Source organism: Caulobacter sp. 602-2 (assembly GCF_011043625.1).
In the GTDB taxonomy this organism is placed as follows: domain Bacteria; phylum Pseudomonadota; class Alphaproteobacteria; order Caulobacterales; family Caulobacteraceae; genus Caulobacter.
Window position 1 is genome coordinate 524972 of the sequence record NZ_JAAKGT010000002.1, and the last position, 20560, is coordinate 545531.

The 20560-nt window shown below is 69.6% G+C and carries 22 protein-coding genes; 7 read left to right on the forward strand and 15 right to left on the reverse strand.

What is annotated here, in order from left to right; all coding sequences use genetic code 11:
- Positions 1-2 precede the first annotated feature (2 nt).
- From rlxS to G5B46_RS06880, 6 genes are all read right to left on the reverse strand, one after another.
- Positions 3-1994, reverse strand: coding sequence for a relaxase/mobilization nuclease RlxS (gene rlxS / locus G5B46_RS06855; protein ID WP_165257203.1), 1992 nt, complete (start codon positions 1992-1994; stop codon positions 3-5).
- A 205-nt stretch (positions 1995-2199) separates the two neighbouring features.
- Positions 2200-2763, reverse strand: coding sequence for a transglycosylase SLT domain-containing protein (locus G5B46_RS06860; RefSeq protein WP_165257204.1), 564 nt, complete (start codon positions 2761-2763; stop codon positions 2200-2202).
- Positions 2751-3281, reverse strand: a complete 531-nt coding sequence (locus G5B46_RS06865) for a S26 family signal peptidase (RefSeq protein ID WP_165257206.1) — start codon at positions 3279-3281, stop codon at positions 2751-2753. Before G5B46_RS06865 ends, G5B46_RS06860 begins: the two co-directional genes overlap by 13 nt.
- On the reverse strand, positions 3274-3525 hold the full coding sequence (locus tag G5B46_RS06870) for a helix-turn-helix domain-containing protein (protein WP_165257207.1): 252 nt from the start codon (positions 3523-3525) through the stop codon (positions 3274-3276). Before G5B46_RS06870 ends, G5B46_RS06865 begins: the two co-directional genes overlap by 8 nt.
- A 185-nt stretch (positions 3526-3710) precedes the next feature.
- A complete protein-coding gene (locus G5B46_RS06875) occupies positions 3711-4031 on the reverse strand; it encodes a DUF736 family protein (protein ID WP_165257208.1) in 321 nt (106 codons plus the stop codon).
- 700 nt (positions 4032-4731) lie between these two features.
- Positions 4732-5064 carry a hypothetical protein gene (locus tag G5B46_RS06880; RefSeq protein ID WP_165257210.1) on the reverse strand — a complete coding sequence of 111 codons (333 nt, stop codon included), beginning with the start codon at positions 5062-5064 and terminating at the stop codon, positions 4732-4734.
- A 264-nt stretch (positions 5065-5328) separates the two neighbouring features.
- Between G5B46_RS06880 and G5B46_RS06885 the strand changes: the two genes are divergently transcribed.
- Entirely contained in the window at positions 5329-5481 is a 153-nt protein-coding gene (locus G5B46_RS06885) for a hypothetical protein (protein WP_165257211.1), read from the forward strand.
- Positions 5482-5709: 228 nt separating this feature from the next.
- On the opposite strand, the gene G5B46_RS06890 is transcribed toward G5B46_RS06885, so the two are convergent.
- From G5B46_RS06890 to G5B46_RS06905, 5 genes are all read right to left on the reverse strand, one after another.
- Entirely contained in the window at positions 5710-7080 is a 1371-nt protein-coding gene (locus tag G5B46_RS06890) for a chromosome partitioning protein ParB (RefSeq protein ID WP_240903366.1), read from the reverse strand.
- Between the two features lie 122 nt (positions 7081-7202).
- Positions 7203-7508, reverse strand: coding sequence for a ParB N-terminal domain-containing protein (locus G5B46_RS24315; RefSeq protein WP_240903367.1), 306 nt, complete (start codon positions 7506-7508; stop codon positions 7203-7205).
- A gap of 148 nt (positions 7509-7656) precedes the next feature.
- Complete coding sequence (locus tag G5B46_RS06895; RefSeq protein WP_165257212.1) at positions 7657-8031, reverse strand: DUF2958 domain-containing protein; 375 nt, start codon at positions 8029-8031, stop codon at positions 7657-7659.
- Positions 8028-9029 (reverse strand): zincin-like metallopeptidase domain-containing protein, encoded by a 1002-nt coding sequence (locus tag G5B46_RS06900; RefSeq protein ID WP_165257213.1) that lies wholly within the window; start codon positions 9027-9029, stop codon positions 8028-8030. Before G5B46_RS06900 ends, G5B46_RS06895 begins: the two co-directional genes overlap by 4 nt.
- Before the next feature lie 564 nt (positions 9030-9593).
- Positions 9594-11030, reverse strand: a complete 1437-nt coding sequence (locus tag G5B46_RS06905; RefSeq protein ID WP_165257214.1) for a TolC family protein — start codon at positions 11028-11030, stop codon at positions 9594-9596.
- A 91-nt stretch (positions 11031-11121) separates the two neighbouring features.
- On the opposite strand from G5B46_RS06905, the gene G5B46_RS06910 reads away from it, so the two are divergent.
- The 4 genes from G5B46_RS06910 to G5B46_RS06925 all read left to right on the forward strand — a co-directional run bounded on the left by G5B46_RS06910 (position 11122) and on the right by G5B46_RS06925 (position 16527).
- A complete protein-coding gene (locus tag G5B46_RS06910) occupies positions 11122-11745 on the forward strand; it encodes a TetR/AcrR family transcriptional regulator (protein WP_165257215.1) in 624 nt (207 codons plus the stop codon).
- A gap of 77 nt (positions 11746-11822) precedes the next feature.
- Positions 11823-12911 carry an efflux RND transporter periplasmic adaptor subunit gene (locus tag G5B46_RS06915; protein WP_165257216.1) on the forward strand — a complete coding sequence of 363 codons (1089 nt, stop codon included), beginning with the start codon at positions 11823-11825 and terminating at the stop codon, positions 12909-12911.
- A complete protein-coding gene (locus G5B46_RS06920) occupies positions 12908-16000 on the forward strand; it encodes an efflux RND transporter permease subunit (RefSeq protein WP_165257217.1) in 3093 nt (1030 codons plus the stop codon). The genes G5B46_RS06915 and G5B46_RS06920 overlap by 4 nt, the downstream gene beginning before the upstream one ends.
- A gap of 56 nt (positions 16001-16056) precedes the next feature.
- Positions 16057-16527: a PaaI family thioesterase gene (locus tag G5B46_RS06925; protein WP_165257218.1), complete on the forward strand. Its 471-nt coding sequence runs from the start codon at positions 16057-16059 to the stop codon at positions 16525-16527.
- Between the two features lie 106 nt (positions 16528-16633).
- Here G5B46_RS06925 and G5B46_RS06930 read toward each other — a convergent pair whose 3' ends face one another.
- From G5B46_RS06930 to G5B46_RS06945, 4 genes are all read right to left on the reverse strand, one after another.
- Positions 16634-17662, reverse strand: coding sequence for a PAS domain-containing protein (locus G5B46_RS06930; RefSeq protein ID WP_165257219.1), 1029 nt, complete (start codon positions 17660-17662; stop codon positions 16634-16636).
- Between the two features lie 502 nt (positions 17663-18164).
- Positions 18165-18422 (reverse strand): hypothetical protein, encoded by a 258-nt coding sequence (locus G5B46_RS06935; RefSeq protein WP_240903368.1) that lies wholly within the window; start codon positions 18420-18422, stop codon positions 18165-18167.
- Positions 18423-18482: 60 nt separating this feature from the next.
- Positions 18483-18746, reverse strand: a complete 264-nt coding sequence (locus G5B46_RS06940; RefSeq protein ID WP_165257220.1) for a hypothetical protein — start codon at positions 18744-18746, stop codon at positions 18483-18485.
- Between the two features lie 11 nt (positions 18747-18757).
- Complete coding sequence (locus G5B46_RS06945; protein WP_165257591.1) at positions 18758-19240, reverse strand: Hsp20 family protein; 483 nt, start codon at positions 19238-19240, stop codon at positions 18758-18760.
- A 460-nt stretch (positions 19241-19700) separates the two neighbouring features.
- On the opposite strand from G5B46_RS06945, the gene G5B46_RS06950 reads away from it, so the two are divergent.
- Positions 19701-20168: a hypothetical protein gene (locus G5B46_RS06950; RefSeq protein WP_346764883.1), complete on the forward strand. Its 468-nt coding sequence runs from the start codon at positions 19701-19703 to the stop codon at positions 20166-20168.
- Positions 20165-20464 (forward strand): transcriptional regulator, encoded by a 300-nt coding sequence (locus tag G5B46_RS06955; RefSeq protein ID WP_165257223.1) that lies wholly within the window; start codon positions 20165-20167, stop codon positions 20462-20464. The genes G5B46_RS06950 and G5B46_RS06955 overlap by 4 nt, the downstream gene beginning before the upstream one ends.
- Positions 20465-20560: the final 96 nt, after the last annotated feature.

A 20560-nucleotide genomic window follows, 5' to 3' on the forward strand; every position in this document is an offset into this window, starting at 1 on the left:
GGTCATTCGATCACCGGCCCGCCCCGGGTCCGCCCCAGGGTCCAACTGATGGCGCTCCTGCGCATGACGCCGGAGACGAGCTTGCCCTCCTGACCGTCGAGCACCGGCCGCCAGGGCACGAGGGTGAACTCCCGGCTCTTCTCGATCAGCGCCATCTTGCCCGAGCCCAGAGCGACGGCGCGACGGTAGACGCCCTCGATCTTCTCGCCCGAACGGGTCTCGACGAAGACGCGATTGCGCTCCTGGGCGATGGTGTTGACCGCCGCCTCCAGTTCGCGCCGTTCGAGCCGCGCCAAGAAGCCGGCGCGGAGCACGACGCGCGTCTCCTCCTGGCGGGCAAGACCCTCGGCGATCAGCCATCGCCGGCGCTGGTCGAGCGCCTGACGGACGGATCGCCCGAAGCCCGCGTCGCGAAGGGGCTCGGGCGTGGCCGACACCAGCTCCCGGTCTAGCCAGGTCGCGCCGTCCCGGCCGGCCTGCACCTCGACCTCAAGGGGCGAGAGGACCTCGACCACCACCGGCGTGTCACGCGCCCGCTTCGCCTCATGGGCGGCGGCGCGTTCGACATGGTCCTCAGGGATGTTCCACGAGCCGTCGTCCTGCCGCTCGGGTCCGGCCCCGGCCCGGCGCAGGCCCTCCAGCCGCCGTTCGTGCGCCTGGATGAAGCCCTGGGCGGCTTCCTTGTCCAAGGCGCGATGCAGGCTGGCGCTGTAGCGGCCTTCGTTGACCTCGGCGACCGCCGCCACCGACCGGTCGACGGGGCGAGCGTCGGTCGACCGGCGCGAGACCCGCACCACCGCGCCCTCGGCGACACGCTCCGTCGCTGATCCACGCCCAAGGTCGACGTAGTGGGCGCGGCCGTCGACGCCGTCGACGACGAGATAGTGGCGATCGCGCTGCTCGTCGCCAAGTCCACGGCGCACGACGCGGCCGACGAGCGGGCGCTGGCCAGGCGCGTTCGGATCGAACTCCGCCAGATCCGCAGGCGCTCGCTCGACGCCGCCTTCGGCCAGGGCCCGATAGAGGGTCCGCTGGATGTCTCCGCGCTCGCCCATCCGCCGCAGGGTCTCCTCCACGCCGTCGGCCAGGCGCCAGCGCGACGGCGCGACCTCCTCGGCCAGGCCCAGTCGTCGCAGGGTCTGGAGCCGTCCGGCGCGCGCGGTCTGCTGCAGCGAGTCCCAGTGTCCCGGCGACACCAGGCCCTCCTCGTCGACGGCGGCGATCAGGCCGCGGTCGAGGCTGGTCAGCCGTTCCTGCTCGACCTCGCGTATCAGGCGCATGCGGATGTCGTGGTCGGTGCGCGGGCCTAGATCGAGGGTGACCAGCTCGCTCGCCCGCTCGCGCAGGCCGCGGGTGATGTAGTCCTTGGCGATGATCAGGTCCTTGCCCTGGTCGTCGCGCCCGCGGACGATGATGTGGGTGTGGGGATGGCCGGTGTTGTGGTGATCGACCGCCACCCAGTCGAGCCTGGTCCCCAGGTCCCTTTCGACCTGCGCCATCAGCCGCCGGGTCAGGGACTTCAGGTGCTCGTACTCCGCGCCGTCCTCGGCCGAGACGATGAACCGGAACTGGCGAACGTCCTTGCCCTTCCGCGCGCGGTCGAGGAAGGCGCGGCCGTCGGCCTGATCGGTGTCGGGTCCATAGAGCAGCCCTGGCGCCCCGTCGCGAGTGACGCCGTCGCGCTGGACATAGGCCAGGTGCGCCCGCGCCGCGGCTAGGCCCCTACCCGAGAGCCTGGGCGTCGAGACCTTCACCACCACCCGCCGCGAGCGATAGCCGGCCCGCAGGTCTCGGCCCGAGCGCAGGGTGCGCGCGACGCCCGCGCCGCGTCCGATCCGCTGGCCGGTGAAGCGGCTCGCTGGCTTAGGGCCAGGCAAGCGTCCGCCGCCGGCCAGGATGGCAGAACGCAAGACCCGGGACAGATAGCTCTTGGACCTGGCGCCCAGTGCGCGCGGCTTGCCCAGGCGGGGAATGAAGTCGTCCTCGCCGCTCATGGCCAAAACCCCGTCCGGCGCCAGAAATTCCGTCTCTGAAACAAGGCTTTGACGCCAAACCGGCGCCAGCCGCCCGCCCCTGGCGCCAAGCCGCCGCACCGAAAAACGATGTGCAGACAACACCTTGCGGAGACGGCCGGAACGGCTGGCGCCGCAGCTTTATCTTGCCTTCCCGCCTCCCGCTCAAAGCCAAGCTTGCACCCGTTCATCGCCCCGCCTCCGCAAGCGGCGCCGCAGGCGCGCTGAGGACGAAGAACAGGCGCGTCCCCGAGACGACGGCGGGCGGCATCTCGCCCGTCGGCGGCGAGGCGGACAGCGTCGCCAGATAGGCGCGCGTCTCGGCCGGAAGCGAAGCCCGGCCGGCCAGGTGTTCGGCGTAGCGGGCGGGTCCGGCGTTATAGGCGGCGAACAGGCCCGGGTAGCCGAAGCGCCGGTGGAGTTCGGAAAGATAGGCCGCGCCGGCCATGATGTTGTCGCGCGGATCATGCGGATCGGGGCCAAGACCGTGGCGAGCGGCAAGCTCGGCATAGGTCGCCGGCATCACCTGCATCAGCCCCATGGCCCCGGCGCGCGAGACGATGGGCGCGCCGTCCAGATGCGTGCGGCCGCCGCTTTCAGCCCGCATCACCGCCGCGATCCAGGCCGCCGGCACGTCGAAGCGCTGCGAGGCCTGCGCGATGATCGGCGCCCAGGCGGCGACCCGCGCGGCGACCGGATCGGCCGGCGCAAGGGGCGCCGTCACCGCCGCCAGGACGGTCAAGGCAGCCATAGCGGGCTCGCCTTGCCGATGATCGCCGACTGCTCGACCGGCCCGAAATAGCGGCCGTCGAAGGACTCCGGCGCGGGGTTGAGCAGCAGAACCGCGCCGCCCGCGAGACGCTGGCAGCCGCTCCACCAGGGCAGCGGACGACCGTGACGGTCGGCCGCCCGACGCGTCGCGGCGGGCCGGCCGTTGACCGCCAGCATCGGCCCGTCGGCGCACACCAGGTCGCCATCCGCCGCCGCCACGCCCTTGATCAGCGGCACGTTGGCGGGGAGGTAGCCGCGCCGCGCGGCCAGAGCCCGCGCAGCCGGCGGCGGCACGGCCAGCGCCCGGTCGCCGACGGCGACGAGGGCGCCGGGCCACACGCGCCAGAGGCCGATGGGCGCGCTGGCCGAGGCGTTCCAGACCAGGCGCGGCGCCGGATCGAGGGCCAGCGGCGCGACGACGATGGCGGCGCCGAACGCCGCCCAGGCGAGCAGCGCGGCCCGCTTGCGCGCGCGCGCGGCGAGCACGCGGCTACGCATGGGGCCGTTCCTGGCCGTGGCGTTCGGCCTTCCCGCTGTCCTGCGACCAAGCGTCGAGGTCGTCGATATGATAGCGCACGAAGCGGCCGTGGCGACGAAAGCGCGGGCCGATCCCTTCGCTGCGCATGGTCTCGAAGGTTCGCTCGGACAGGCCGATATAGTGGGCGGCCTGGGCGGTGTTGAGGAACGGGCTGCCCTGCTTGGCGCGGGCGGCGCGCGCATTGGCGTCGTCGTCTACGGTCATCGCCGTGCTCTCCAGAGCGCGGCGCGATGGTCTAGACTGGGGCGCCGCGTACGGCGAGCACAGCGGCGCGGGCGGCTTTGCGGGACGTACGCAAACGCCCTTGCGCGAAATCGTTCCCCCGTTCTTCTGCGCCCTCTGGGCGGGCGGCGAGGCCCCCGCGCCGGGCGGCGCGAGGGCCGGGCCCTTCAGCCTTCGTTCCAGATCATCGCGTAGACGCTGTCGTCGTCCTGGTCCGGGGCGCGGCCAAGATTGACCTTGAAGGCCCGGGGACCGAGTTCCGGATGGGCGATGTTGAAGCTGACATAGGGCCTGCCTTCCTGGTTGGTGTTGTTCCAGCCGGCCCCGACCTCGACTCCGCGATGGGTCAGGCGGTAGTCCGGATGGGCCGGGCTGCGCTTGGGGCCGACGGGGGTGGCGGCGATGGCGCGGGGGCCGTCGAAGGTCAGAAGCTCGCCCGAGAAGCTGCCGTTTTCGTGCTTGGTGACGTATCCGAGGGTGGCGGTCATGGCTGGGGTCCTCTGTTGCTCTTCACCGGGGCCGATCCCCGGCGACAGGCGCCCCGTCTGGCCGACCCGGCCCGCCTTGACCCGAAGGGCCGTAGCGCAGCGAAGGACCCGAGCGGCGGGTTTTTTTGCAGCGAAGCGGCGCGAGGAGCCGCATTCCCCGGCAGGGGGATGCGGCGGGGAAAAAAGCCCGCCGTGACGGTTCAAGGCGGGACGGGGCGGCCATAGGGTTCAAGCCATCGTCGTGGGTTCGACAACGGGGAAGCGCGACTGGACCCCGGCCATGGCCGCCACCCTCGGAGGCGGCGCCGATCTCGGAAGCGGCGGCTTCCCGTGCGCGCTTCTGACCTTCGACGACCCCCGCGCCATCGTCGCCGCCCCGGTCGGCTCCAGGTTCGGCCCGGCCCGTTCGGACGCCCGCCTGTCCCGTCGCCGGGGTCGAGGTCGGGGTCGACTGCAACGAACGCCAGACAGGAAGGCAGGCCCTATGTCGGCTTCGACATCGCCCATCCGGCGCTCGGTCCCCTAGGGCCTTAAGGCCGATCTCGGTCGCGCCCCGGATCAGGACGGCGACCACGTCCAGGCGATGATCTGGCACGAAGGCTGAAAGGCCCAGCCCCCGCGCCGCCCGGCGCGGGGGCCTCGCCGCCCGCCTTCCTCACCGGCCAGCCGCCCGCACGAAAGCGCGCGAGTGCGGGGGCTTTCAGCCCCCGACCTCCCAGAGCAGGCGCCAGCGGTCCGGCGCGAACAGGTCGCCGACGCACTTCAGGCGCAGGACGAGGGGCGCAGGTCCCCATTCGGGCTGGGCGATTTCCAGCACCATTTCCGACAGGGTGTCGGCGACGCCGGGCGGCACGCGGCCCTGGCCGATGGTCAGGCCGGCGGCGGCCAGGGCGACGGTGAAGCGCTCCGGATAGAGCGGGTCGTTGGTCGGGTCCGGATCGACGGCGATGCAGGTCTTGCCGCCGGCGGTGTGGATCCAGCCGATGAGACCACCGCCCTCCAGGGCGTCGAGATATCCAAGTTCGACCAGCATGGCCTTCGCCTCCTCGCAAGCTCGCCGGGGCCGTTCCTCGGCGATGACCCGGCGTGATGGGGCGTGGCGGCGGCCCGGACCCGAAGGGCCGGAGCGTCAGCGGAGGACCGGAGCGACCCTATTTTTTGGAGCGAAGCGGGCGCGAGGAGCCGCGAAGCGGCGGGGAAAAAATCGGGCCGCGATGGTTCCGGGGCGACGGCGCGTCCCATAGCTTTAAGGTCATTGTCGAGGAACGGACCCGCGAGACTCGCGCAGGCGAAGGCCATGCTGGTCGAACTTGGATCCCCCTCGGCGCCCAGGGCGGCGGTCTCATCGGCTGGGTCCACGCCGTCGGAGACCGCCCCCATCGCCGTCGATCCGGACCTGGCCGACGACCCGACCCGGGGCGCGCCGTCGCCCAGGCCGCCGCCGGCCTGACCATCGGCCAGGGCCGCGCGCCGCCCGGCGTCGCCGGCGCCCTGTCGGAAATGGCGGCGGCGATCGCTCAGCCCGAACGGGACCCGCGCCGCTCGTCCCGCGCCTGAAGTGCGTCGGCGACCTGTTCGCGCCGGACCGTTGGCGCCTGCTCTGGACGGCGCATGAAAAAGCCCCCGCGCTCGCGCGCGGGGGCAGGATCACGGCGGCGCCGGGCGAGCGCCCGGCCGTCTATTCGGCCGCGATGTCCGCCGGGCTGGCGTCGACGCCCGAGGCGGGCAGTTTCGGCGCCTTGCGCAGCAAGGGCGCCACCGCCCTGCCGGTCTCGGCCGTGCGCAAGGACCGCTTGGTGTAGGCCCCGGCCGGGAAGGTCAGCCAGCGCGGGGTCCACTTGCCGGCCTTGGGACGGCCGCCCGTTCCGTCAAGGCAGTCACGCAAGACGGCCTTCTGCGTCTTGACCTTCTCGCCGACATTGCCGTCGGCGACCTTCTTGCCGCCGACCTCCTTGAGCATGGCGTTGACCGTCTCGCGGTCGCGCGTCAGTTCGAAGAAGGCCGCGTCCGGCTCCCAGAAGGCGCCGGTATCAACCTTCAGATAGAGGCCTGCGGCCTCGACCGCCTCGCCGCCGGCGGCCAGGGTTTCGCCGATGACCACGGCCGCCGTCGCCAGGACGTCGGCGTCAAGCACGGCGAGCAGCTTGGCGAACAGGGCGGCGGTCCCGCCCCGGCGCGGTTGGCCGACGAGGTCGCGGGCGCCGTCGAGATCGAGCGCCTTGGCGACGGTCTCGCGCCGCGCGCGAAAGACCGCCTCGGCGGGGCTGGCCTCCAGGCTGGCGGCGACGCATTCGGCCCCGGCGCGATGCGGGTCCGGCTCGACCTTCCAGTAGGGCGACCCGGCGATGGCGTGGGCCAGGAGCAGGCGCAGGGCGACGCCGGGATGGTCCGTCAGGACCGCCCGGACGGCGGCCAGCCGATGCAGGTCGATATAGGCCTGTTGGTTGGCGGTGACCTCGGGGCGGTCAGCCGAGACCGGGGGCTGCCCGGCCTCGACACGGGCGGCCTTGGCCGCCGCCGCCCGGCTGCGGCGGGCCTCCTGGGCGCTGAGCCAGCCCGCATGCTCGGTGACCTCGCCGCTGCTGCTGACCTCTATGAAGACCTTGCCGCCGGAGGCCTTGGGGGTCCGTTCGTGCTTCCACGAATGAAACATCTTGCCCGGCTCGAGCAGCTCGACGCCCGCCCAGCCCTCGGCGGCGAGGGCCTGCGAGCGCGCCGCCAGGGCCTCGTTCTGGCAGCGCCAGAACAGGGCCGGATCGGTGAAATAGCTGTCGTGGCCGAAGAGGTCGGCGGCGATCTTGCCGGGATAGGTTTCGAGCGAGAACAGGGCGTAGCGGGTCGGGATCGAGGCGCCGCCGAACAGCCACGCCCGCAGCTGGGCGCCGACGGGCGCGCGCTGCTCGGGGTCGTTCTTCATGGCCAGCCACTCCCTTTGCCTGGACTGGCTGGCCAGGGTCAGGGCGCGCACGGTGGGAACGTCGATCTCGTCGCGGCGATAGAGGTTGCGGATCTGCGGCAGGAGGCGCCCCAGGGCCAGGACCTGGTTCACAGCCGCGTCGGTCAGGCCGAAGGTCGCGCCGATCTGCTCGGGGCTGCGGCCCTTCCTGATCAGCTTGACGAAGGCCTCCCAGCGGCTGACCTCATCGGGCGGCAGGCGCTGGAGGTTCTCGATCAGCGAAGCCTCGATGGCGGCGGCGTCGTCACCGGCCCGGAGGATGCCGATGGCACCGGATCGATTTCGACGCCGTCGGCCAGGGCGGCCATGGCCGCGTGCCAGCGGCGGGCGCCGGCGACCACTTCGAAATGGTCGGGGACGACGACGCCGTCTTGCAGGGTCTCGCGCACCAGCAGGGTCAGCAAAACGCCCCGTTGCCGGATCGAAGGGGCGATGTCGGAGACGTCGGGCGCGGGGCGGCCAAAGTGCATGTTGAGCGGCGAAACCGTCATGTTGCGGGGATCGGCGAATGCGAGTTTCATGGCAGGACTCCTGTTGATCCGGAGTGGAACCGACCCCGTCGGGAGTTTGTGGAGACTGGCGGCGGGGTCGGGGATGCGCCGGGATTGGCGCGGTCGACCGGCGGCCGGGCAGGCCCGGCGGCCGGAAGGGCGAGACCGGCGCGGTCGGTCATGTGGGCCGCCCGTCGCGGCGGGCGGTGATCTTCAAGAGCGTCTCGGCCTGGGAGATCGAGCCGGTGCGGCGCGCGGCGGCCGTCCAAGCCGACAGCGGAAGCATGGTCGAGAAATAGAGGTCGCGCTCGATGGTCAGGCCGCCGATCAGCCGCACGGCTTCGATCTCGACGAGGCTGAACGATCCAAGTTCGGGCTCGCCGAGATCGGCCAGCCCGAACAGGGTGTCGCCGTCGGCGTCCATCTCGGTGACTAGCCACGTGCCAAGGCCCGCCGGGTTGAAGAACTTGGCTAACGGGACGTGGTCGGTTTCAACCTCGGCCGCGCCGTTGGCCAGCAGGGCGGCGCGCAGGATGGGGGTCAGGAGCGTCATGCCGCGACCTCCTCTTGGGTCGCCGCGATCAGGGATGAGGCGGCGACCTGAGCCTCGGGCGCGAAGGCCAGGAGGTAGTCGGCGGCCTTGGAGGCCTGGGAGGCGGCCCGGAAGATGGCGCGATTGTCCTCGCGCAGAACCTCCAGCCAGGAGCCGAGATAGTCGGCATGGCGGACGGTGGGAACGACGCCCAGGCTGGCGCAGACGAAGGCCCCGCCCATCTCGGCGACCAGTTCCTCACGGGCGTAGGCCTTCCCGCCGCGCACGCCCGACTGGTCACGATCCAGGCGCGTAGCGTGTCCCGTCCAGTGCGACAACTCGTGGAAGCAGGTGCGGTAATAGTTGATCTGGTCGCCGAAGGCCGGCTGCGGCGGGACCTGCACATAGTCGAGGACGGGCGAGTAGTAGGCGCGGGATCCGCCGATGCGGAAATCCGCGCCGGTGGCGGTGATCAAGGCTTCGGCATGGGGGACAAGCTGGCGCTCGGGCAAGGGCGCGGGTTCGGCGTCCACCCCGGAAAGGCCTTCGCACTGGGCGAGATTGAAGACCGTGAAGCGCTTGAGAAACGCAACCTTGCCCGGCTCGTCGCCATCGCGTGCGGCGCGCTCCTGCTCGGCCTTGGGCGTGAACCGGTCGGCATAGAAGACGGTCGTTCCACGCTCGCCCCGCCGCACGCAGCCCCCGGCGGCGAGGGCCTGCTTGAAGGTCAGCCAGCCTTGCGAGGGATAGCCGTTCTCGATGACGGCGCCCCACAGCAGCAGGATGTTGACGCCCGAATAGCGACGTCCCGTCACCCCGTTGCGAGGCAAGGACAGAGGAGCGCCGGGCGCTCGCCCCCAAGGCTGCACCCAGGGCAGTCGCCCGGCTTCAAGCTCCCTGATGATCCTGGCGGTCACCTCCTCGTAAAGGTTGACCTCAGGCGCGGACGAACGCGGGACGGCCGCCGCAGGCCCCGGGGCCTGAACGGCGGACTTGGGCGGTTGGCGGGCAGAGCGCATGGCGGGCCTCCATCACCGCCCCAAGCCCGCATCCTTTCGCCGGAAAGGGGGGTGGGCGGCGAGAAAGCCGGGAAGGCCCGCGCGAGCCTGGACGCGCACCCGCAGGGCCGGAACGCAGTGGAGGACCGGCCGAAGGCCGGTTGCGCGCCCAGGCGGCGGGCCTAGACCGGCGCGCCGCCCATCCCCCTTTCAGGCGGAAGGAAAAAGAAAGGAGCCAGCGCGCGAAGCGCGCTGTCCGTATGGGAAGAAGTCGGCGCTCTTGGCGTCCGCGCGGCGCCGGCGCCAGCTGATACGTCCGCCGCCGGCGCGGAAGCGCAGGTCAAGCACAGGTTGCGCGCCCGAAGCCGGCCTAACCTCGAACATTCCGCTCGGCAGATCGAAGGGCTTGCGACCTCTACCGCCCAAGCGGCGTGGCGCCCCAGCGGGCGGCCTGACGTCGCGCGCAACGGCCGGACGTCGACGATGGGCGAGTATTGTTCCACCGCCGCTGAAACGCGATGACATCCCCGGACCCGATCGAAGGCCGCCGCGACCTTACCGGATGCCCGCCCAAGAACGCGTCGTTCAGGACGCGCTCCATCCTCCGCCCAGCGCCTGGAACGATCTGATCGCCGCACGCGCAGCTTCGGTCCTGGCCCGAGCCCTGGCGTCTTGCACGGCCTGCAGTCGCGTGTCGGCGTCCAGCACCTCCACCAGACTGACCGCGCCCGCCTGATAGGCGACCTGCGAGGCGGTTCTGGCCTCGGCCAAGGATGCCTCGCCGTCGGAAAGCGCCCGCTCCTGGCTCTCGCGTTTGACGAGGCTGACAAAGGCGTTCTCGACATCCTCGCTCGCCCGCAGCACGGCCTGCTGGTAGGCCGCCAGCGCCTCGGCCTTTCGGCCGCGCGCGGCCTTGACCTCCGCGCCGACCCGACCGAAGTCGAAGAGACGCCAGCGCAGGCCAAGAACGCCCTGGGCCTGGGCCGCCGGGCCCTCGAACAGAGTACCGCGGTCAGTGGTCGCCGTGCCGACCAAACCGCTCAGCGAAAACTTCGGGAAGTATTGAGAAAGCGCCGATCCGACCTCGGCGTTGCTGGCGCGCAGGCGCTCCTCGGCGACCACCAGATCCGGACGGCGACGCAGAAGCTCGACGGGCCCGCCAGCGTCGGCCAGGCCCGGCGCGGCGGGGATCGCCTTCGCCGTGATCAGCTCGGCGCGATAGGTCCCAGGTTGCGCGCCCTGGATGACGTCCATGGCGTTGAGCGCCGCCTCCAGCCCCTCCTCGAGCACGGGAATACTGGCGCGGGTCTGCGCCAAGGCGCCCTTGGCCTGTTGCAGCTGCAGATCGGCCGCGGCGCCGTGGTCGTACTGAAGCTGCACGGTGTCGACGAGCCGCGCCTGGGTCTCCACCTGGCGACGGGCCACAGCGAGCCGTTCCTGCAGGCCGCGCACCAGCATGTAGGTGTCGGCCGTCTGGGCGGCGACGGCGAGCCTGGCGGCGGCGGCCCCGGCCTTGGCCCCGTCATAACGGGCCAGGGCTGCCTCGCGGTCGCGGCGGGTTCCGCCGAAAACGTCCAGCTCCCAGCCAGCGACGAGATTGCCCTCGTAGAGAGACCCGTCGCGATCAAAGCCCGGCGTGGCGGCCAGCAGGCGCCCGGTGGGCGTCTGGGTCGAGGCGTGGACGCTCGCGCCCTGAGCCTGGACCGACGCCGAGGGCAGGAGCGCGGCCGTGGCCGCGCCCAGCCCCGCCCGCGCCTGGGTCACGCGCGCGGCGGCCTGGGCCAGATCCAGATTTTGCGCCAGGGCCCGCTCGACGAGGCGATTGAGGACGGGGTCGTTGAAGCCCTGCCACCAGGTGTCGACGGGCGCCGGGGCGAGCGCGCGTGCCGTCACCGCCGCCTGGCCCATGAAGGCGCCGGTCTTGGGCGGCGTGGGCGCCGCATAGTCGGGACCGACAGCGCATCCGGAGACGAGAACGGCGCTGGCGGCGACCAGCAGGGCCGGAAGGGTGACAGAGCGCATGGGGATCTCTCTGAGCGCAAACTTGATCGTGACTAATTGCCAATATCGTCACTCGTTTGTCAATCTCAAGACCCGGTGCTAGCTTGCGCTCATGAACACGATCGACCCATCCTCCCCCGCAGCCGGCCAGCGCGGTCCTGTCGAACACGGCGTGCGCGACCAGATCGTCGATGCTGCCAGGGCGCATTTCAGCCGCTTCGGCTATGGCAAGACGACGGTCGCCGATCTAGCCAAGGCGATCGGCTTCTCCAAGGCCTACATCTACAAGTTCTTCGATTCCAAGCAGGCCATCGGACAGGCGATCTGCACCCAGTGCCTGGATGCGGTGCTCGCCGGCGGCGAGGCCGGGGCGACCGAAGGAAGGTCGGCAACTGATAAATTACGTAGATACTTCAACGGCATCATCGCCACGAGCGCCGAGTTGTTCTTCGAAGACAAGATGCTGTACGACATCGCCGCCCATGCGGCCGAGGAGCGTTGGCCCTCGGTGATCGCCTATCTCGAGCGCGCCGAAGAGCGGCTCAAGGAGATCATCCTCCTGGGCCGCGAGACCGGAGAGTTCGAGCGCAAGACGCCGATCGACGAGACTTGCGATGCGATCTTGCTGGTCATGCAGAGCTTTATGAACCCGCTGATGCTCAAGCATAATTTGGAGGGTTTGCCCCAGGCTCCAGCCAAGGTGATCAACCTCGTGCTGCGCAGCTTGGCCCCGTAGCCAGATAGTGACCAGTTGACAAAATAGTCACTCGGCAGCAGCTTAGGCGCCTTCCGTCCAGGCAGGATCCTTAAGCCATGTCGTCTCGCCCCCTCGCCGTCGCCCTGCTCGTGGGCGGTCTTGCGCCACTCGCCGCGTGCGGCGGCAAAACTGGCGCGGAAGACCCGCGCACCGCCCCGCCGGTCGTGCGGGTGGCGACGGCCGGTCCGGCCCAGGGCGTCGAGCGCCGGTTCAGCGGCGTGGTCACCGCCCGCGTGCAGAGCGATCTCGGCTTTCGGGTCGGCGGCAAGGTGGTGGCGCGCCTGGTCGATGCGGGCCAGACCGTGCGGCGCGGCCAGCCGCTGATGCGGATCGACGCCACCGACTACGCCCTGGGCGTCTCGGCTCAGAACCAGCAAGTCGAGGCCGCCCGGGCCCGCGCGCTGCAGTCGGCGTCGGAGGAGCGGCGACTGCGGAGTCTGGTTTCGGCCGGCGCGGTCTCGGCCCTGGCCTACGACCAGGCCAAGGCCGCCGCCGATGCGGCCAAGGCTCAACTCGACGCCGCCGAGGCCCAGGCCCGGGTGTCGAAGAACACCGCCGGTTACGCGATCCTCATCGCCGACGCCGACGGCGTCGTGGTCGAAACCCTGGTCGAGCCCGGCCAGGTGGTGGCCGCCGGGCAGACCGTTCTGCGCCTGGCCCACGCCGGTCCGCGCGAGGCGACCATCACCCTGCCCGAGACGGTCCGTCCCGCACTAGGCTCGCCGGCGCAGGCCTACGGCTTCGACGACCACCCGGTCGGCCAGGCCAGGCTTCGCCAGCTCTCCGACGCGGCCGACCCGCGCACCCGCACCTTCGAAGCCAAGTACGTGCTGAGCGGCGCGGCCGCGCAGGCTCCGCTGGGCTCGACCATGGTCCTGACCCTGCCCGCCCAACCGGGCGCGTCGACCAATGGCGTCGAGGCGCCGATCGGCGCGCTCCACGACACCGGCAAGGGGACGGGCGTCTGGGTGGTCAAGCCCGGCGCCTCGACCGTCGAGTGGCGGCCGGTGAGCGTGAGCGGCGTCAGCGCCGAAAACGTTACGATCACGAGCGGCCTGCGCGGCGGCGAACAGTTCGTGGCGCTGGGCGCCCACCTGCTTCACCAGGGCCAGCGCGTTCGCGTCCAGACCGGAGCGGCGCAATGAACTTCAATCTCTCCGCCCTGGCGGTCCGCGAGCGATCGATCACCCTCTTCCTGATCATCGCCCTGACCTTCGCCGGCGCCTTCGCCTTCCTGAAACTGGGACGCGCCGAGGACCCGAGCTTCTCGATCAAGGTGATGACCATCATCAGCGCCTGGCCCGGGGCCACGGCCCAGGAGATGCAGGACCAGGTGGCCGAACCGCTCGAAAAGCGGATGCAGGAACTGAAGTGGTACGATCGCTCGGAGACCTTCACCCGTCCCGGTCTGGCCTTCACCACCCTGACGCTGAAGGACCAGATCCCGGCCAAGGAACTGCAGGAACAGTTCTACCAGACCCGCAAGAAGATGGCCGACGAGGCCGCAAGCCTGCCGCGCGGCGTGCTGGGCCCCTTCGTCAATGACGAATATGGCGACGTCACCTTCGCGCTCTACGCCCTGAAGGCCAAGGGAGAACCTCAGCGCCTGCTGGTTCGTGAGGCCGAGACCCTGCGCCAGCGGCTGCTGCACATCCCCGGCGTCAAGAAGGTCCAGATCATCGGCGAGCAGCCGCAGAAGATCTTCGTGGAGTTCAGCCAAGCGCGCCTGGCCACGCTGGGCGTCAGTCCCAGGGACCTCTTCTCGGCGCTCAACGACCGCAACCTGGTCACGCCCGCCGGCGCGATCGAGACGCAAGGTCCCCAGGTGCAGATCCGCCTCGATGGCGCGATCGACAGCCTGGAGACGATCAAGGAAACGCCGATCGTGGTCGGCGGCCGCACGCTGAAGCTCTCGGACATCGCCGAGGTCAAGCGCGGCTACGAGGATCCGGCGACGTTCCTGATCCGTAACGGCGGCGAGCCTGCCATCGTGCTCGGCGTGGTGATGAAGGACCGCTTCAACGGTCTGGAGTTGGGCAAGAGCCTCGAGAAGGAGGCCAAGGCGATCCAGGGCGAGATGCCCATGGGCATGAGCTTCACGAAGATCACCGACCAGGCGGTGAACATCCACGAAGCCTACGGGGAGTTCATGCTGAAGTTCTTCGTGGCCCTGGCCGTGGTCATCGTGGTCAGCCTGATCAGCCTGGGCTTTAGGGTCGGGGTGGTGGTGGCCATGGCCGTACCGCTGACCCTGGCCGGCGTCTTCGTGATCATGCTGGTCACCGGACGCGATTTCGACCGCATCACCCTGGGCGCGCTGATCCTGTCGCTGGGTCTGCTGGTCGACGACGCCATCATCATCATCGAGACGATCGTGGTGAAGATGGAAGAGGGCAAGGACCGCGTAACGGCGGCGACCTATGCCTGGGGCCACACGGCCGCCCCGATGCTGGCCGGCACCTTGGTGACGATCATCGGCCTGATGCCGGTGGGCTTCGCCAAGTCCACGGCGGGCGAATACGCCGGCAACATCTTCTGGGTCGTGGCCTTCGCCCTGATCACCTCCTGGTTCGTGGCGGTGATCTTCACGCCGTATCTCGGCGTCCTGATGATCCCGAAGATCAAGCCGATCGAGGGTGGTCATGGGGCGATCTACGACACCCCGCGCTACCGCAAGCTGCGCACCCTGGTCACCTGGACGGTGGACAATCGCTTCAAGGTCGCCGCCGGCGTCGGCGCGGCCATGGTCGCCGCGGTGCTGATGATGGGCGGGATCAAGCAGCAGTTCTTCCCGCTGTCGGACCGGCCCGAGGTGCTGATCGAGGTGCAGATGCCCGAGGGGCAAAGCATCGGCTCGACCAGCCAGGCCGTGGCCAAGGTCGAGGCGTGGCTGGCCAAGCAGCCCGAGGCCAAGATCGTCACCAGCTATATCGGCCAAGGCGCGCCGCGCTTCTTCCTGGCCATCTCGCCTGAACTGCCTGATCCCTCCTTCGCCAAGATCGTGGTGCTGACGCCCGACGAAAAAGCGCGTGACGCGCTGAAGAAGCGCCTGCGCCAGTTCGCCGCCGACGGCTCGGTCCCGGGCGCCAAGATCCGCGCCACCCAGATCGTGTTCGGTCCGCCCTCGCCTTTCCCGGTGGCCTTCCGCGTGATGGGCCCGGACGCCGACCGCGTTCGCGACATCGCCGAAGAGGTCAAGGGCGTGATGCTGCGCAACGAGGGCCTGCGCCAGGTCAACACCGACTGGGGCGAGCGCGTGCCGACCGTGCATTTCGTGCTCGACCAGGACCGCTTGCGCGCCTTTGGCCTCAGCTCCACCGACGCCTCCCAGCAGCTGCAGTTTCTGCTGACCGGCGTTCCGGTGACCCAGGTGCGCGAGGACATCCGCTCGGTGGAGGTGGTCGCCCGCACCACGGGCCAGGACCGCCTGGATCCGGCCAGGCTCGGCGCCTTCACCCTGGTGGGCGCGGCGGGCGAGCGCATCCCGCTCGACCAGATCGGCAAGGCCGAGATTCGCATGGAGGACCCGATCCTGCGCCGCCGCGACCGGCTGACGACGATCACCGTGCGCGGCGACATCGACGAGCGCCTTCAGCCGCCGGACGTATCCATTGCGGTCCAAAAGTCCCTGCAGCCGATCATCAAGGCTCTGCCGGCGGGCTACAAGATCGAGATGGGCGGCTCGATCGAGGAGGCGGGCAAGGCCAACAGCGCCCTGGCCGTGGTCTTCCCGCTGATGTTCATCCTGATGATGGTGGTGATCATCTTCCAGGTCCGCTCGCTGTCGGCGATGTGGATGGTGCTGCTGACCGCGCCTCTGGCCCTGGTCGGCGTGGCTCCGACCTTGCTGATCTTCCACCAGCCGTTCGGGTTCAACGCGATCCTGGGCCTGATCGCCCTGGCCGGCATCATCATGCGCAACAGCCTGATCCTGATCGGCCAGATCCAGATCAATCAGGAAGAGGGCCTGGATCCCTTCCATGCCGTCATCGAGGCCACGGTGCAGCGCGCCCGGCCGGTGATCCTGACGGCGCTGGCGGCGGTGCTAGCCTTCATCCCGCTGACCTGGTCGGTGTTCTGGTCGTCGATGGCCTACACCCTGATCGGCGGCACGATCGGCGGCACGGTCCTGACCCTCGTCTTCCTGCCGCCGCTCTATGCGATCTGGTTTCGGATCAAGCCCCCCCGCAGCGCTGCGACTTCGACCAGCGCCCCAGAGCCGGTAGCGACATGAAGATCACTGCTCGCCAGCGCCCCCCGTCATAAGCCGCATAGATCTGGAGCCAAACCATGAGCCCCCTTGAAGCTAAACTGGCCGACCATATCGCTCCTGGCATGTCCGGCCTGGAGCAGCTCCAGGCGATGATCGCAGCCGGTGGACGAGCGCCGATCGGCGAGACCTTGGAATTCTCGCTGACCGAGGCCGGCGATGGCTGGGCGGCGTTCGAGGGGAGGCCTGGGCTTTACGCCTACAACCCGATCGGCACAGTGCACGGCGGCTACGCAGCAACCTTGCTGGACTCCGCCTGCGGCTGCGCCGTTCACTCCAAGCTCAGCGCCAGGCAAACCTATACGACCCTGGAGCTGAAAGTGTCGTATCATCGCCCCCTGACGGACAACACGGGCCTGGTGCGCGCCGAGGGCCGAGTGGTGACCTTCGGCCGCCGCGCCGCCTTCGCCGAGGCCACGATCAAGGACGCCAGGGGGAGGATTTACGCCACCGCGACCTCCAGCCTGCTGGTGTTCGAGCGCGCGACCTAGCGCCGGATCTAAGTCGCATCGCCATCTGCGGGGCGCGTGACGGACAAGAGGCCTTCGCCTCCCAACCGCCTCCAGGCTCCGGGACGGCCTGCGCCGGCGCGCGCGATCAGTCTTGAGTGATCCTGAAGGACTTTGGCTCGGACGTCACATCGGGGACGTTGAACTCGGCCCGCAGTCCGCTTGCCCGCCAGTCGAGCCGCGCCTTGCCTCGTAGCTGGCGCCTGATGATGGCGCCGATCATCGCCGAACCGAACCCCGAGGGCCTCGGCTCGGCTGGCGGCGGCCCGCCGACCTCCTCCCAAACCATCGTGAAGCCACGTCCGGATTCGCTCGGCATCCAGCGGACGGCGAGTACGCCCTGCGGTGCAGAAAGGCAGCCATGGGTCGCAGCATTGGCGAGCATCTCGTGCAGGACCAGAGCCAGCGGCTGGACCAGCGGCGCCCCGACGTGGATTTCGGGACCATCAAGGGTGGTGCGGCGAGCATCGAACGGCGCGACCTGGAGCTCGAAAAGCTCGCGCAACGGGGCGGCTCGCCAGCGCCGCTCCGACAGGTAGGCATGGGTCCTGGCCAGAGCTTGGACCCGTCGCTGCACAGCGGCGGCGTACTGGGTCGCGTCACGCGCTCGGCTTAGCCGGACGATCCCCTCGACGATCGCCAGCGCGTTCATCGCCCGATGGTCCACCTCGCGAAGAAGAATCCGACTTTCCTCCCGCGCCAGCTCGGTCGCCTGACGCTCAATGCTGACGTCGACGAGAGAGGCGAAGAAATAGGCCAAGCCCCCCTTCTCGTCGTGGGCCGGGCTCAGGTTGACGCGGTTCCAGAACGTGGAGCCGTCTTTGCGATAATTGAGGATCTCGACCTCCGCCGGTCGCGCTTGCTCGACCGCCTCATGGAGGACTTTGACCGCCTGCGAATTCGTCGATGGGCCTTGAAGCAAACGACAGTTGCGGCCGATCACTTCGTCAAGACGATATCCCGTAAGGTCCAGAAAGGCCGCGTTAGCCAAAATGATCGGGTTATCGTCCTGCGATGGATCGCAAATGAGTATGGGGGTGCTAGCCCGCTCGACGGCGAAGAACACAAGGTCCCGGCGATCGGCGTGAACGGTCGAGGAATCCAGGCTGTCGCTCAAAGACTTCTTCCTCCCTCGCCGCACCGTTCGGGGCTAACGCCAAGCCGTGTCAGGGGTTGCGGGGCGAATGGGGATCAAGCTCCACGCCATAGATCAGTTGACGCCCGACCTGGGAGGCCAGCAGCGCTCCGGTCGCCAGGCTTCGGCGCCTGTGCGAGGTATCCGCTCGCGTCCCAGATCGCTGAGCGGCTGACAGCGTCCAGTCGCTCGGTCGAACCGCTGGCGCTCGTCAACCTTCCGATTCAGGACGCCCGGGTCCCTTGCTCGATTTCGTCTCGCAACCCGCCGAGCGCCTGATCCTAGCCGCCGGGCGGCCAGACCTGCACCAGCACAACGCGGCAAGCGCGATCGGAGAGGGTGCTTGCAGCAGACCATGGTCCAGCCTCGCCCCCAGCCTCCAAGGCCGTCGCGCGAAGGCCGGGACACCGCCGCACGACAGCTAAGGAGCAACCGACCAGCGCCGCAGGGCGCCCAGCGGCCAGACCGGCGGGACGCATGCGGGCTAGGCCCGCATCGCCATCCGCTGCGTGCAGTCCCCCAGGCTGGGCGGAAAAAGAAAGCGTCCGGCGCGCTCGCCGTTACGCAGCCGAATTTCCAGGACCACCGGTTCGCCGGCTTGCGCCAGGCCATGACAAAGATCGCGCGCGGCCTGTTCGGCGCGGGCGCCGGTGGCGAAGGTGCGAGGACTGGTCTCGAAGTCGCCGCGGACGATCCAGCCGTTTATTGACGGCTCGACGAAGATATAGCTCGGCATAGGCATGGTTTGGTTCAGGTCGATGAAGTGGCGGCCGACCTGCGCAGGTCGGCCGCCTGCCCCAACTCAAGAGAAGCTGTCGCGATCCAGGCGGCTCAGCGCGGACAACACCTCGCTGAGCGGCACCGGCGCCGGCGTTCCCAAGAGCCATCTTTGACTAGGCCGGTGCTCGACGGCGCTGGCGTCGGACGCCCAGGCCGCCAGGATCTCGCGCTTTTCGGCGGGATCGAGTTCGCCGTCCTTGAGCACCTCCAGGGGGTGGAGAAAGCCGACGGCGGGCCGCGCTGGCCAGCGTCGCGCCCGCTCCGTCGTGCTGACGTCTCTGTCCACGGCGAGCCTCCTTAGGCCGCCGCCCGGGAGGACGCGTCTTGCAGAAGCGGCGCTGATCGGCCCGCCCCCGCCTTGATCGGAATCTGGCGGGGCTTGAGCGCCTCGGGGACCTGGCGCGTAAGATCGATCACCAGCACCCCGTGGGCGTGGCTCGCGCCGCTGACGATGACGTGGTCGGCCAGTTGGAACCGAAGCTCGAAGGGAAGCTGCGCCAGCCCCTGGTGCAGATAGGTCCGGGCCTGTTGTCCATCGCCCGTCGCCCTGCGCCCGCTGATCACCAGCAGATTGGCCTGGGTGACGATCTCCAGATCGGCGGGCGAGAAACCCGCCGCCGCCAGGGAGATACGATAGGCGTCCTCGCCGGTCATTTCGACATCGAAGGGCGGACAATGCGTGCCGGCGCCGCCGCTCAGAGCGGTCTCGATCAGGTGAGCCATGCGATCGACGCCGATCATCGAGCTGTAGAGGGGCGCCAGATCAATAGCGGTGCTCATTTCCATCTCCTCGAAAGCAAGTTGGACATGAGGGGCGCTGAACCAGCGTCAGCCGCCCCGATCCGGGCGCTGTCGGCGCCCGGCAAGCAGGCGTTGAATTAGGGCAGAGCGCAAAGACGTCAAGACGCCCCTGGCAAAAGTCGCTCACACGCCGACGGCGCCGCGCCTGCCGGTCGCGCTGGGAGCCGTCCTTCGGCTCTCGCGACGCCGAGAGCACGCCGTCGCAAGCCGCATTGAGATCAACGACGATCATTTCGGAACCGCCTGGAGCCTGGCGGCTGTCGACACGGCGCCCCAAGCCACGGCGCTCGGATCCGTTGGAGCCCGCTGTGCGAAAGCGACGACGCGCCGCGAGACATCTGCACGGCCGCGCCACGCCACTTTCCAAGTTGGAAAGTTTACACTTGCCATGACGGAAAGTGCCTATTAGCTTTCCAACATGGAAAGTAAGGAGGCGCCCGTGAGCCCCGCCCCGTCGATCGATCCCGCCGAAGCCGCGCGTATGCTGGCCAAGGTCGAGGCTGTCAGCACCGATCTGGCCCGCCGCGCCAGAGCCCCGATCTGGTATCATCCCGCCCTGGGCCTGCTGATGGGCGGCCTGGTCGCCGTGCAGGGGCAGTCCTTCCCGGTGCTGATCGGCTACTACTTGATTTTCCTCCTGGGCTTGGCGCTCTTGGTGCGAGCCTACAAGCGCCACACCGGCATGTGGGTCAGCGGCTACCGCGCCGGCCGCACGCGCTGGGTCGCCGTCGGCCTGGCGGTCCTGACGGCCTTGTCGCTCCTGCTCTCGGCCTGGTTGGCGCGCGAGCACGCCCTGGTCGCCGCCCCGTTCGTCATCGGCGCCCTCGCCGCGGGGGTGGTCACGATCGGCGGCTTCGTCTGGGAGGCCGCTTTCCGCCGCGACCTGCGCGACGGCCCCGCCCTGTGAGCCTCGCCGTCCTCGACCCGGTCATCCACGCCCCCAACCGCCTGCAGATCTGCTGTATGCTGGCGAGCGTCGACACCATTGATTTCGCCACCCTTCGCGAGGCGCTGGACGTCTCGGAATCGGTGCTTTCCAAGCACATCAAGACCCTGGAGGAAGCGGGCTATCTGAAGGTCAGCAAGAGCCCGTCGGAGGGACGGCTTCGCACCTGGACGGCGCTGACCTCCACCGGCCGCAAGGCTGTGAAAGGCCATCTGGCCGCGTTGAAGGCGATGATGGAGGGCGTACCCGGGGTCTGAGCGCTGGCGGGCAGGTGGTGTCTCTCAAGCGGCCGGATCGCTCCGAACCTCGCCCGCCGGTCCTAGCCTCGGCAATGATGGGTCCGAGGCTTTAGC

Excerpts from the sequence above, each read along its gene's own strand:
- rlxS (WP_165257203.1), bottom strand. The coding sequence starts at position 1,994 with ATGAGCGGCGAGGACGACTTCATTCCCCGCCTGGGCAAGCCGCGCGCA.
- G5B46_RS06860 (WP_165257204.1), bottom strand. The coding sequence starts at position 2,763 with ATGGCTGCCTTGACCGTCCTGGCGGCGGTGACGGCGCCCCTTGCGCCG.
- G5B46_RS06865 (WP_165257206.1), bottom strand. The coding sequence starts at position 3,281 with ATGCGTAGCCGCGTGCTCGCCGCGCGCGCGCGCAAGCGGGCCGCGCTG.
- G5B46_RS06870 (WP_165257207.1), bottom strand. The coding sequence starts at position 3,525 with ATGACCGTAGACGACGACGCCAATGCGCGCGCCGCCCGCGCCAAGCAG.
- G5B46_RS06875 (WP_165257208.1), bottom strand. The coding sequence starts at position 4,031 with ATGACCGCCACCCTCGGATACGTCACCAAGCACGAAAACGGCAGCTTC.
- G5B46_RS06880 (WP_165257210.1), bottom strand. The coding sequence starts at position 5,064 with ATGCTGGTCGAACTTGGATATCTCGACGCCCTGGAGGGCGGTGGTCTC.
- G5B46_RS06885 (WP_165257211.1), top strand. The coding sequence starts at position 5,329 with ATGCTGGTCGAACTTGGATCCCCCTCGGCGCCCAGGGCGGCGGTCTCA.
- G5B46_RS24315 (WP_240903367.1), bottom strand. The coding sequence starts at position 7,508 with ATGAAACTCGCATTCGCCGATCCCCGCAACATGACGGTTTCGCCGCTC.
- G5B46_RS06895 (WP_165257212.1), bottom strand. The coding sequence starts at position 8,031 with ATGACGCTCCTGACCCCCATCCTGCGCGCCGCCCTGCTGGCCAACGGC.
- G5B46_RS06900 (WP_165257213.1), bottom strand. The coding sequence starts at position 9,029 with ATGCGCTCTGCCCGCCAACCGCCCAAGTCCGCCGTTCAGGCCCCGGGG.
- G5B46_RS06905 (WP_165257214.1), bottom strand. The coding sequence starts at position 11,030 with ATGCGCTCTGTCACCCTTCCGGCCCTGCTGGTCGCCGCCAGCGCCGTT.
- G5B46_RS06910 (WP_165257215.1), top strand. The coding sequence starts at position 11,122 with ATGAACACGATCGACCCATCCTCCCCCGCAGCCGGCCAGCGCGGTCCT.
- G5B46_RS06915 (WP_165257216.1), top strand. The coding sequence starts at position 11,823 with ATGTCGTCTCGCCCCCTCGCCGTCGCCCTGCTCGTGGGCGGTCTTGCG.
- G5B46_RS06920 (WP_165257217.1), top strand. The coding sequence starts at position 12,908 with ATGAACTTCAATCTCTCCGCCCTGGCGGTCCGCGAGCGATCGATCACC.
- G5B46_RS06925 (WP_165257218.1), top strand. The coding sequence starts at position 16,057 with ATGAGCCCCCTTGAAGCTAAACTGGCCGACCATATCGCTCCTGGCATG.
- G5B46_RS06935 (WP_240903368.1), bottom strand. The coding sequence starts at position 18,422 with ATGCCTATGCCGAGCTATATCTTCGTCGAGCCGTCAATAAACGGCTGG.
- G5B46_RS06945 (WP_165257591.1), bottom strand. The coding sequence starts at position 19,240 with ATGAGCACCGCTATTGATCTGGCGCCCCTCTACAGCTCGATGATCGGC.